The following is a 12,187-nucleotide window of genomic DNA, read 5'->3' as shown; positions in this document are numbered from 1 at the left end:
TGATAGACCACAACTCCAAACCGATTAAAAGCTGTTTATAACAGCGCATTATTCAACACAATGAGGATAATAACATGGCCGAGATTACCGCTAGCCTCGTGAAAGAATTACGTGAACGTACTGGCTTAGGCATGATGGAATGCAAAAAAGCATTAACAGAAGCCGGTGGCGATATTGAAGTTGCAATTGACAACTTACGCAAATCAGGCGCAACTAAAGCGGCTAAAAAAGCAGGTAATGTCGCTGCTGAAGGTGCAATTTTGGTTGCCAACAGTGCAGATGGCAAAACTTCTTTATTATTAGAAGTAAACAGCCAAACTGACTTTGTTGCTAAAGATGCAAACTTTACCCAATTTGCTAATAAAGTGGCTCAAATTGCCTTAGCTAACAGCACAACAGACGTTGCTGCTATTTCTGCTTTGAGCTATGACGAAGGCGTTAGCGTTGAAGAAGCGCGTGTTGCCTTAGTACAAAAGATTGGCGAAAACATTCAGATTCGCCGTGCAACCTTAGTTCAAGGTGATATCGTTGCGACTTATGTACACAGTGCCAAAATTGGTGTTGCTGTTGCCTTAACAGGTGGCGATACTGATTTAGGTCGTGATGTAGCCATGCACATTGCAGCCAGCAATCCCATGGTGGTTAACCCAGCCGATGTCCCTGCCGATATTTTAGCACGCGAAAAAGAGATTTATGCTGCTAAGGCACGTGAATCTGGTAAGCCAGACAATATCGTTGAGAAGATGATTGAAGGCAGCCTGAAAAAGTACTTGGCCGAAGTCAGCTTAACAGAACAGGCTTTTGTGAAAGACCCAGACGTGACTGTCGGTGCTTTATTAAAGAAAGCAGGTGCTACCCTCAATAGCTTCACACGTTTAGAAGTGGGTGAAGGCATTGAGAAGAAAGAAGTCGATTTCGCTGCTGAAGTTGCTGCTCAACAAGCTGCTGCTGCCGCTAAATAAGACGGTTGTACTTCATAAAAATGCCCGCTTTATGCGGGCATTTTTATAGGTGTTTGCTATCGAGTGCTGAAGTAAATCAGTCAACTATCGACAATCTATCCTGTGCGTTCCTTATGCTTAACGACGCAATCAGGTTATTAAATACAATCCACAAACTTAAGGATACGGGGGTATAGCTATTTTTTATGGCTCTTAATACAAAGCACATAAAAAATATGTGTCAAATGCGCCAAAGTTTGCTATATTTCGCGCCCTTGTTGTGCTTGGCTCTAACGAAGTCACGGTTAGGGTAAGCCAAAAGAATGGTCGTGCCTCGTTCCTGCTAAAATTTGTTGATTAAACACGCGTGTGTTGGCAAACGTGATACGCAGGGGGGCGAGCACCCCGTAACCACTCTTTGAGACTCCATTATGAAAGCTGATATCCATCCAAAATACGAAGAAATTACCGCAACCTGTTCTTGTGGTAATGTCATTGTTACACGTTCTACTTTAGCCAAGAATATCCATCTTGACGTTTGTGGCAAATGTCACCCATTCTACACTGGTCAACAAAAAGTCGTAGATACGGGCGGTCGTATTGATAAATTCAAACAACGCTTCAGTCGTTTTGGCAAAAAATAACTGCCAATATAGAAAAAAGGCGAGCTATCTCGCCTTTTTTATGGCCTAAAATAATTCTTCAGGAGGGGTTACAGGCGGTGTTGCGACTTCTGAAGGCGTATCAGTGTCTGGTGTTTCACTATTGTTCGTTGGGGGCGTTTCACTAGTTGGCGATGATACGGGGCGATTGGTGCTGCTTTCAGTATTTTCGTTGAGCCATTTATCGGGTGTGCCAGCAAGTGCATAATCCATAAATGAAGTCCATAGCGGTAATGCAGCATAACCGCCGTACTCTAAACGACCTAAAGAGGCAGGCTTATCAAAACCTACCCAACTTACCGCGACTAATTTAGGATTAAATCCTGCAAACCACGCATCTTTGGCATCATTGGTTGTGCCTGTTTTACCTGCAATATCACTACGCCCTAAACGTAACGCATGACGACCAGTCCCATGTAAAATCACATCCCGTAAAATATTTGCCATTTGTTTCGCAGATTTCTCACTCATAATCCGCTTGGCAATCGGTGAGTTACTCACTAATGGCGTGATAGCGTCAGACGTAGTGTCGGAGACAGGCGGCTCTACAACATTAATTTGATTGCCTTCCCCTGTGATTTCGGTGGGTAAGCTAGCCTGAGTGTTTTCAATAGCGGGATTATCTGCCATTTCACAGGGTTGACAGACTTGTTCGGGTTGCGCCTGAAATAACACTTTACCTGTGGTATCTTCAATACGTTCAATAAAATAAGGATTCACCCGATAACCACCATTTGCAAAAGCTGCATAGGCTGTTGCCATTTGTAAAGGTACGACTTGCGCTGTGCCAAGTGCCAAAGTTAAATTGTCGGGTAGCTCTTTGTTTATAAAGCCAAATCTATCTAAATAGGTTCGCGCACGGCTAACGCCAACCGATTGCAGTAAACGTACTGACACCAAATTGCGTGATAAATAAAGCGCTCTTCTCAGCGTAATTGGCCCCATAAAACGCCCATCGGCATTACTGGGGGTCCAATTACCTACGGTCAATGGCGAGTCATTGACCATGCTATAGGGCGTAAAACCACGCTCCAAGGCGAGCGCATAAATAAAAGGCTTTAGCGTAGAGCCTGCTTGTCGCCAACCTTGAATGCTGTGATTAAACTGGCTGATACTAAAGTCAAAACCACCCACTAGGGCTTCAATCGCACCTGTTTCTGGATTGAGTGCAATTAAATCTCCTTGTACATTCGGTATTTGGCGTAACACCCAAATACCACCCGCTTTTTTGACACGGATAATATCGCCTACTTTTAGAATTTGACTGGCTTTAGACGGGGAAGGGCCAACGCTGTTAACGGTTTTATAAGGGCGAGCCCAACTTAAGCCTCCCCAAGGGATGGTAATGGTTGTCCCATCACGCATTAAGGCTTCTACAGAGTTGCGTTGCACTTTGGTCACCTGTGCGGGCGCAAGTCCACCAACAATATTAAATTGATTCAAGGCTTTGTCATCGGCATGCGCTTCAATACCTCGCCAGCCATGACGTAAATCATAAGCCAGTAAACCGTCTTGTACGGCACGAACGGCAGCATTTTGTATGTCAGCACGAACGGTTGTATACACTCTATAACCAGCACCCAATACCTTATCGCCAAACCGTGCGGTTAAGGCAGCGCGCACCATTTCGGCAAGAAAAGGCGCACTCACCTCATCGACCGTGGCGCGATAATAAATACCTGTGCCTGTGGCAATCGCTTGTTCATAATCCGCTTGTTTGATATAACCCAAACTTAACATGCGACCTAAAATCCAGTTGCGACGTTCCAGTGAGCGTTTGGGATTAACAACAGGATTATATTTAGACGGCGCTTTGGGTAAACCAGCAATCATCGCCATTTCAGCTAAAGATAGTTGATTAACATTTTTACTGTAGTACACTTCTGCTGCTGCACCGATACCATAAGCACGTTGCCCTAAATAGATCTTATTCACATATAGCTCAAGTATTTCTTCTTTAGATAAGGCTTGTTCTATATTGCGGGCAAGTAAAATTTCTGTCAGTTTACGACTGAATGTACGCTGAGAGCTTAAAAAATAATTTTTAGCAACTTGCATGGTAATTGTCGAACCACCCGACTGAATAGAGCCTGTTTGGGCAATATCGACAAAGGCTCGACCCAAACCCTTTAAGCTAATGCCCTTATGATTAAAGAAATTATCATCTTCGGCAGCTAAGAAGGCTTTGACCAATAGGGGGGGAATTTCGTCATAATGTAGGGGGCGACTGTGCTTTTCTCCGAACTCACTTATCAATTTGCCATCTCGGCTATAGATTTGTAATGGAGTTTCGAGTTTAATTTCGCGTAGTTGTTCAACGTTTGGTAGTTGTGGGTTGATGTATAAATACGTACCACTACCAAGCAGGAGCAAGCAGAGGATACCCGCGATGCTTGCTGCAATGATGGGATGAAAGCGCTCTATGTTGTTAGACGTGTAATTTTTCATTGGAGACCAGGGTGTAATAACAAACTAAGTGACAGCCGCGAAGCGATAGTGGATTATAACTGCAATAATCACTTGTGCGGTAATTGCAGTCGTGTTAAGACTAGCATTTAATGCGATTTGGTATGAATGTGGCCTAACTCCACATTTTCACTACAAAAAAATAAAAGGGAACAAATGCCGTGCTGCCCTTTCTAGGTAAAAAAAATGCAAGCCTTTTAGGCTTAGATATTAGCTCTACATCTGTGAAACTCTTGGAACTCAGTTTGCAAGGGGATCGCTACCGTGTAGAAAGTTATGGGGTTGAACCACTGCCGCAAAACGCTGTGGTTGAAAAAAATATTGCCGACGTTGAAGGTGTAGGCGAAGCAATTAGCCGTTTAATGGCTAAAGCGAAACCGCGCACCAAAAATGCCGCAGTTGCTGTTGCGGGTTCTGCCGTGATTACCAAAGTCATTGAAATGGATGCAGATCTAAACGATGACGAACGTGAGTCACAAATCCGTTTGGAAGCAGACCAGTATATTCCGTATCCGCTTGAAGAAATCAATCTTGATTTTGAGGTTATCGGCCCATCACCGAGTAACCCTGAGCGTGTCAGTGTGTTACTAGCGGCATCGCGTACGGAAAATATTGAGCTGCGTGCTGACGCATTGATTATTGCCAATATGACTGCCAAAGTGGTCGATGTTGAAGCCTATGCAATGGAAAGAGCATTTGGTTTAATCGTCGACAGTTTGCCTTGTGGGGCAGACGGTACGGTCGCGGTGATTGATGTCGGTGCAACCATGACGACGCTCAATGTCATTAACGATGGTAAAATTATTTATACCCGTGAGCAATTGTTTGGTGGTCGCCAACTGACAGAAGAAATTCAACGACGTTACGGTCTTTCTTTTGAAGAGGCAGGTCGCCTGAAGAAAGAGGGGGGACTCCCTGATGATTATGAGCCAGAAGTGCTCAAGCCATTCAAAGAAGCAATCGTGCAGCAAGTCACACGTTCCTTACAGTTTTTCTTTTCATCCAGTCAATATAATGACGTAGATCATATTTTATTAGCGGGTGGTACAGCCTCTATTCCTGGACTAGCAGAAATAGTGCAAGAAAAATTAGGGACTGCGGTCAGTATTGCTAATCCTTTTGTGCATATGTCTTTTGCTCCACAAATTAATGCCGCAGCCATTAGTAATGATGCGCCCGCGTTGATGATTGCATGTGGTTTGGCATTAAGGAGTTTTGACTAATGGCTAAAATAAACCTATTGCCATGGCGGCAAGAGCTCCGTAAACAGCGTCAACAAGAGTTTATTGCAATTAACATAGCAGTTGCGGTGGTTGCTGTTGCGATTGTGATGTTCCTCCATATTTATGTCAGTACGCAATTAAGCGACCAAGAAGAGCGTAAAGCCTATATTCAATCAGAAATTGCCACTCTAGATGGTCAAATCAAACAGATTGATGAGTTGCAACAGCGTAAAGAAGAATTATTGGCGCGTATGAAGGTGATTCAGGATTTGCAAGGGCGTCGTCCAATTATTGTTCGCGTGTTTGATGAGCTTGTGCGTGCAACGCCAGATAAAGTGCACCTTGTATTGGTTGAACGTAAGGGTGACAAATTTACGATTGAAGGCTTCGCTGAGAGCAATAACCAAGTTTCCTCTTTTTTGCGTAATTTGAATGCGTCGACTTGGTTCAAAAATCCTGTATTGTCAACGGTTAAAGCGATTGATGAAAGCAAACTAGCTAAAGGCGCGCCCAATAAACAAGCATCTAGTAGTAGCACATCAACCGACATGCCTGCCAGTAACCGTTTTGCTTTAACTGTGGAATTAGAAACTCCTGAACCACCGCCTGAAGATGAGAAAGCAGGGGTGAAAAAAACCAATAAGGAGGCTGCCAAGTGAATCTGAAAACATTAAAGGGGGGTGAAGTCAAAGAGGGTAAAAAGTTTGACCTCCAAGACTTTATGAATACCCTCAATACCTTAGACCCAGAAAATATAGGTTCTTGGCCGCTTGCTGTCAAAATCATGGTCTATGTGATTGTCTTTATTGTCGTCTTGGTGGCAGGCTATATGTTTGATATCGCCCCTATGCGTGCCAACTATGCATCGGGTGAGCAGGCGCAAGAGACGCTTTTACAAGACTATGAACAGAAAATTTTTAAGGCGAATAACCTTGAAACCTATAAAAAGCAGTTAGCTGATATGGAAGTCTCATTCGGCTCTTTACTCCGCCAACTGCCACAAGATACCGAAGTACCTGCGCTGCTTGAAGACATCACGCATACGGGATTAGGTAGCGGTCTTGAGTTTACAACCATTGATTTAGGTACAGAGCAGTCCAAAGAGTTTTATGCAGAATTGCCAATTAATATCAAAGTGAAAGGTGACTATCACGCATTTGGTGCGTTTGTGAGTGGTATTTCTGCTTTACCTCGTATTGTGACCTTGCATGATATGAAAATTTCGCCGATTAGCAGTAAGTTTGCTGATAATGGCGCGCCCATTTTGGAAATGCAAATTCAAGCTAAAACCTATCGCTACAGAGAGTTGACAGCCGAAGACCTCGCAAAAGAAAAGAAAGACAAAAACAAAGCGAAAAAAGGCAAGGCTACTGATGACAATAAAAAGGGAGGTGCTTGATAATGCAACACATTAAAAAAGTGCTGGTTGTCACCATCGCCGTATCAACATTGTTAAATCTCTCAGGATGTTCTTCTGACTTTGATGATATGCGTGCGCGCATGGAGGCAATTCGTGCTAAACCCAGAGGTAAGGTCGAACCACCACCTGAGTTTACGCCAATGCCAACATTTACTTATGCTGCGCATCAATTACGTAGTCCATTTATTCCTCCGATTACGGCAGAGTTAATGGCAATTCCTGCAGGCAAAAAAGTTGCTCCCGACTTTTCTAGGCCTCAAGAATACTTAGAGCGTTATGCCTTAGAAGCCTTAAGAATGCGTGGTACCATTCAAAAACCTGGTGGTACTTTATATGCATTAGTAGAAGATGCTGATGGTGGCGTTCAACGAATTAAAATCGGCAGTTATATGGGTAAAAATCACGGTAAAGTGACCGAGATTGCTCAAGGCCAGATTAGTTTAGTTGAAATCGTTCCAGATGGACGTGATGGCTGGGTCGAGCGTCCGCGTAGTTTAATTATGGCCGACAAGTAAGCCACTGTCTGGAGAATACAAATGATCAATCGGATCACAATGAACAATAACAAGCTTACTGGGAAAAAAAGCATGTCAATCCATCGTATGGTTCTAGGTCTTGGCTTAATGTCTGCATTACATGTAGCAATTGCTGCTGAGCGTTTAACCTTAAAACAGGTAGATTTTGTTACTCTACCAGGCGATGAAATCGAAGTGAAGTTAGGTTTTGATGATACACCACCACAACTTCAATCGTATCAAATTGAAAAGCCTGCACGTTTGGTATTTGATTTGCCTGATACAAAAAATGGATTGTCGTCGCGTTATCTTAATCTAGGCAATGGCAATGCTAGAAGTTTAACGGTAGTAGACAACCAAGAACGTACCCGTGTGGTTGTGAATTTAGGTGAGTTGAGTGGTTATACGTCGCGTGTTGAAGGGAATGCCCTTGTCTTAAAGATTGGAAAACAAGAATTGATTGCGATGGCAAATGCAGCGTCTACGCCATCGCCTGCTCCTGTGGCAGCAAAGCCGACAAAAGTAGCTAAACTGCAAGCTCAGCAAGTCAACGGGATTGATTTTCATCGTGGCGACCAAGGGGATGGCCAAATTAATATTGGGCTATCACAGGCCTCTATTCCTGTGGATGTACAACAACAAGGTAATAAAATTATCGCCAAATTTATTGGTGTGAAGTTACCTGAAAAATTGCGTCGTCGTTTGGATGTGAGTGATTTCGCGACACCTGTTAAAAGTATTGATGCCTACAACGAAGGCAATAATGGCATTATGGTGATTCAGCCACAAGGCGAGTTTGAATATTTAGCGTATCAGACCGATAACAAACTGACGATTAGTGTTAAACCCATACTGCCAGATGCGCCTAAAAAGCGTAAAGAATTTACCTATACAGGTGAAAAGCTCTCGCTCAACTTTCAAGATATTGAAGTGCGCTCAGTCTTACAGCTAATTGCTGATTTTACCTCGTTAAATTTAGTGGCGAGTGATACGGTTTCTGGACGTATTACCTTACGCTTACAAAATGTTCCATGGGATCAGGCCTTAGACCTCATTCTTAAAACCAAAGGTTTAGATAAACGGACTGTGGGTAATGTGATGTTGGTTGCGCCTGCAGACGAGATTGCAACCCGTGAGCGTTTAGAGCTCGAAAGTATGGCACAAACCGAACAGCTTGCGCCGTTACGTTCGGAGTTTATCCAAGTCAACTATGCCAAAGCTGCCGATATTCAAAATATGATTACTTCGGGAGTCAATAATTCTCGTGGCGGCTCACAAAACGGTAGCTTATTGAGTAATCGAGGCAGTATTTCTATTGATGCGCGTACTAACACTGTCATCATTCAAGATACCGCTAAGAAAATTGAAGAAATCCGAGATTTGATTGCCAAATTAGATATGCCCGTCAAACAGGTGATGATTGAAGCGAGAGTCGTACTGGCTACCACCAACTTTGCCAAAGAATTGGGCGTCAAATGGGGCGTCGCGCATGACAATATCGACACCCAGCGTCGGGTGATGGTAGGTGGAACACGTTCGACCTTAAGTGATATTCGTGAAGTACAAATCGACCGAACCACAGGTCAACGTACCTATGATATTACTCAGCCAGCTGACTTGGCAGTAGACCTAGGTATTGAAAAAGTCGGTACAAGCTCCTTAGCAATCGGTTTTATGGACTCTGATAATGTTGTTCTTGATTTAGAGCTGTCTGCCTTACAATCGGATGGTCACGGCGAAGTGGTTGCTACCCCTAAAGTTTTAACAGCAGACAAGCAAAAGGCCTTGATTGCGTCGGGTAAACAAATCCCTTACCAAGTAGCAACCTCGAGTGGTGCAACAGCGATTAAGTTTATTGAAGCTGAACTACGCTTAGAAGTGACACCTAGTATTACGCCTGACGGTCGCGTCAATATGGAATTAGCCGTCAATAAAGACAGTGCGGGTGAGTCTTTAGCGAATGGTGCCTTGACAGTCAATACAAACCGTGTGGCGACCAATATTATTGTTGACGATGGTCAAACCGTTGTATTAGGCGGCATATTCACCAATGAAACAACTAAAGGTGTCGTCAAAACGCCATTTTTGGGAGATATTCCCTACTTAGGTCGTTTATTCCGTCAAGATATTTCACGTAATGACAAGCAAGAATTATTGATTTTTGTCACTCCGCGTTTAATGAACGATACGATTGCTAGTAAATAAACAGGTGAATGAGTTTGCGTACGTGTCGAAATATTTTTCTAGTGGGGCCAATGGGAGCGGGTAAAACGACCATTGGCCGTTGCTTAGCCGACATTTTACATTGGCAATTTGTCGATAGCGACCACGAAATTGAAGCTCGTACTGGCGCAACCATTCCTTGGATTTTTGATGTGGAAGGAGAGGAAGGCTTTCGTCGTCGTGAAGCGATGATGATAGCCGAACTGACACAACAGCAACATATTATTTTAGCAACAGGGGGCGGCGCGATTTTGCGTCCTGCCAACCGTCAACACCTACACCAACGAGGCTTCGTAATTTATTTAGAAACCCCCGTTTCTATGCAATTAGAGCGGACGGCAATGGATAAAAATAGACCATTGTTACAAACACCTAACCCTGAACAACGGCTAAATGACTTGCTCCGTATTCGAGACCCTCTTTACAGAGAAACAGCCCATTTAATTGTACCCACGACAGATGGCTGCGCGCGTGACTTAGCGCATAAAATTGTCAATGCTTTACCTTAGCCTCAATAACATCCTGTGTTTATAGCTGTTTAATCCCTCCAAATCCGTTAGAATCTGGCCATATTTTTCTTTTAGTGTTTTTGATTATGCAGACCTTGACTGTCGCGCTGGAACAGCGCAGCTATCCTATTTTTATTGGTGAAAATTTACTGAGCCAGCCAGCCTGTTTTAAGCCATATCTAAAAGCGAAACAAATTTTGGTAGTGACTAATATGACGGTTGCGCCATTGTATTTGCAGACGGTGGTTCAGCTATTGCTGGGTCAAGGTTATATTGTACAAACGCATATTTTGCCCGATGGGGAGCAATTCAAAGATATACGTCATATCGAAGGGATTTTTACTCAGCTTCTAGAGCATCGTTTTAATCGTGACTGCGCTCTGGTAGCCTTAGGTGGTGGTGTGGTAGGTGATATGACAGGTTTTGCTGCCGCTTGTTATCAGCGCGGAGTTGATTTTCTGCAAATCCCGACGACCTTGCTGGCGCAGGTAGATTCCTCTGTCGGTGGTAAAACGGGGGTGAACCATCCTTTAGGCAAAAATATGATTGGTGCTTTTAAACAGCCAACCGCCGTATTGGCCGATACATCCGTCCTAGATACCTTAAACGACCGTGAATATGCCGCAGGTTTGGCAGAAGTTATAAAATATGGCCTGATTCGTGATTTGCCATTTTTAGAGTGGCTTGAACAAAACATGGCAGGCTTAGTGGCACGTGATAAACGATGCCTAGCCGAGGCGATTGCCCGTTCGTGTCAAAACAAAGCCGATGTGGTTGCGGCTGATGAACTGGAGGCCAATGACTTACGTGCTTTGTTAAATTTGGGACATACCTTTGGACATGCGATTGAAACAGGGATGGGGTATGGCGAATGGTTACATGGCGAAGCAGTTGCGACAGGTATGCTCATGGCAGCAGATTTATCGTGGCGTTTAGGATGGTTACAAGCTCAAGAGGTAGAGCGTATCAAGCGTCTATTAGTGAGTGCGAATTTACCTGTCGTGCCACCCGCCACAATTAGCCCGAGTCAATTTTTGGCGTATATGGCTGTTGATAAAAAAGTGTTAGCAGGTAAATTACGCTTAGTGTTACTAGAGCGTATTGGCCATGCCATCGTCACTGCTGATTTCCCGTTGGCGCTTTTAGAGCAAACCTTGGCAGCAGGCACAGAATTGGGGCGTTAATATGACTTTAGCCATGCCATCGCGCTTGTGGGTGCCTGTGGGTGCGAGTTTAGTTGCACTGTTACTGATTGATGTGGCAGTGATTGCTGTCAAAGGCCGTAGTGCGCCTAAAGAGCCCACTATTCAAGATGTGTTTGTTGGCGAGACGCATGAGTTTTCTTCAGATTTAGGTCAGTTGCCATCGATTGTTCCATTCACAAACTATGTGGCCACTCCACCAGAAAATCACGGGCCACAGTACCGTACGGCAGATTGGCTAAAGGCTCAGGGTTCCATGGCATGGACGCTACAAGTGATGGTGTCAACAGACGAAGAGCAAATTAAATCTTATATCGCACAGCGTGACGACAAAGAGCAATATGCCTATTTTATGTATAAAAATGGCGATATCGTTGAGTTTAGAGCCGTTTATGGTAATTATGTGACGATGGAGTTGGCGCTAGGTGTGGCAGACACCAAAGATTTTGCCTTGCCTGAAGGAACGAGAGTCATCCCAGAACGGTTTATTAATTACGTGCCTTATGTCCCTTTAATCCAGCCCGCTATAGATAGACCCCCACCGCCTAAATATGAGGGGGTGCCCGAAGTGCCTGTTGATTCGCCAGATGTCAATACAGAGCCAACAACGCTGACACCATCACCTGAAGATGGCACAAATAATGCTAATCAAGACTCCAAAGAAGTCGCTGATCCATTTTAAGACACATATCATAAGTGACGCATAAACAACGGTCTGTCTTGAGCGGTTTTTAAGACAAGGCAGACGGGTTATATGTGCATTTGAGTTATGTAGACGAATTTCTGAGCGAATAGCCGTGATTTAAGCTGTCTATTGCCACGAAAATCAAAAAAATGGCAGTGAACGTCACAGTAGTATTTGAGTGTCAAGCGATTTATATATAAAATACTTGGCCATTTTGTCTCTGCTTGCACAATAGAGGGGCAAAACGCCTCATTTTATGCGGGCGTATACAGCGAATCCAACATTCCTACGCATGCTAATCACTTGCTATGGGTTTGTGTTTCAGCATTTCACACTTAAGT

The 12,187-nt window shown here is 43.9% G+C and carries 11 protein-coding genes; 10 read left to right on the top strand and 1 reads right to left on the bottom strand.

Annotation, left to right across the window (positions count from 1 at the left end):
* Positions 1 to 74: 74 nt before the first annotated feature.
* Both tsf and rpmE read left to right on the top strand, forming a co-directional pair.
* Entirely contained in the window at positions 75 to 962 is an 888-nt protein-coding gene (gene tsf, locus C8N29_RS06455) for a translation elongation factor Ts (protein WP_107865233.1), read from the top strand.
* A gap of 410 nt (positions 963 to 1,372) precedes the next feature.
* Positions 1,373 to 1,585 (top strand): 50S ribosomal protein L31, encoded by a 213-nt coding sequence (gene rpmE / locus C8N29_RS06450; RefSeq protein WP_107865232.1) that lies wholly within the window; start codon positions 1,373 to 1,375, stop codon positions 1,583 to 1,585.
* A 45-nt stretch (positions 1,586 to 1,630) separates the two neighbouring features.
* Here rpmE and C8N29_RS06445 read toward each other — a convergent pair whose 3' ends face one another.
* The gene (locus C8N29_RS06445) at positions 1,631 to 4,051 is read right to left on the bottom strand and encodes a penicillin-binding protein 1A (protein ID WP_107865231.1); all 2,421 of its coding nucleotides are present in this window, start codon (positions 4,049 to 4,051) and stop codon (positions 1,631 to 1,633) included.
* A 179-nt stretch (positions 4,052 to 4,230) separates the two neighbouring features.
* Here C8N29_RS06445 and C8N29_RS06440 point away from each other — a divergent pair, with 179 nt between their 5' ends.
* The 8 genes from C8N29_RS06440 (at position 4,231) to C8N29_RS06405 (ending at position 11,843) form a co-directional block, all read left to right on the top strand.
* Entirely contained in the window at positions 4,231 to 5,292 is a 1,062-nt protein-coding gene (locus C8N29_RS06440) for a pilus assembly protein PilM (protein ID WP_107865230.1), read from the top strand.
* Positions 5,292 to 5,951 (top strand): PilN domain-containing protein, encoded by a 660-nt coding sequence (locus tag C8N29_RS06435; RefSeq protein ID WP_107865229.1) that lies wholly within the window; start codon positions 5,292 to 5,294, stop codon positions 5,949 to 5,951. Before C8N29_RS06440 ends, C8N29_RS06435 begins: the two co-directional genes overlap by 1 nt.
* Positions 5,948 to 6,691, top strand: a complete 744-nt coding sequence (locus C8N29_RS06430) for a type IV pilus inner membrane component PilO (RefSeq protein ID WP_239986971.1) — start codon at positions 5,948 to 5,950, stop codon at positions 6,689 to 6,691. The genes C8N29_RS06435 and C8N29_RS06430 overlap by 4 nt, the downstream gene beginning before the upstream one ends.
* Positions 6,692 to 6,693: 2 nt before the next feature.
* Entirely contained in the window at positions 6,694 to 7,227 is a 534-nt protein-coding gene (locus tag C8N29_RS06425; RefSeq protein WP_146164425.1) for a pilus assembly protein PilP, read from the top strand.
* Between the two features lie 72 nt (positions 7,228 to 7,299).
* Entirely contained in the window at positions 7,300 to 9,432 is a 2,133-nt protein-coding gene (locus C8N29_RS06420; protein WP_107865428.1) for a type IV pilus secretin PilQ, read from the top strand.
* A gap of 8 nt (positions 9,433 to 9,440) precedes the next feature.
* Positions 9,441 to 9,959: a shikimate kinase AroK gene (aroK, locus tag C8N29_RS06415; protein WP_107865228.1), complete on the top strand. Its 519-nt coding sequence runs from the start codon at positions 9,441 to 9,443 to the stop codon at positions 9,957 to 9,959.
* 86 nt (positions 9,960 to 10,045) lie between these two features.
* Positions 10,046 to 11,143 (top strand): 3-dehydroquinate synthase, encoded by a 1,098-nt coding sequence (gene aroB, locus C8N29_RS06410; RefSeq protein ID WP_107865227.1) that lies wholly within the window; start codon positions 10,046 to 10,048, stop codon positions 11,141 to 11,143.
* 1 nt (position 11,144) lies between these two features.
* The gene (locus C8N29_RS06405; RefSeq protein ID WP_107865226.1) at positions 11,145 to 11,843 is read left to right on the top strand and encodes a hypothetical protein; all 699 of its coding nucleotides are present in this window, start codon (positions 11,145 to 11,147) and stop codon (positions 11,841 to 11,843) included.
* The last annotated feature ends 344 nt before the right edge of the window (positions 11,844 to 12,187 follow it).

This window comes from Agitococcus lubricus, from assembly GCF_003051055.1.
GTDB lineage: Bacteria > Pseudomonadota > Gammaproteobacteria > Pseudomonadales > Moraxellaceae > Agitococcus > Agitococcus lubricus.
The sequence above is the reverse complement of the archived record's forward strand: the minus strand, read 5'-3'. Positions and strand labels throughout refer to the sequence as shown.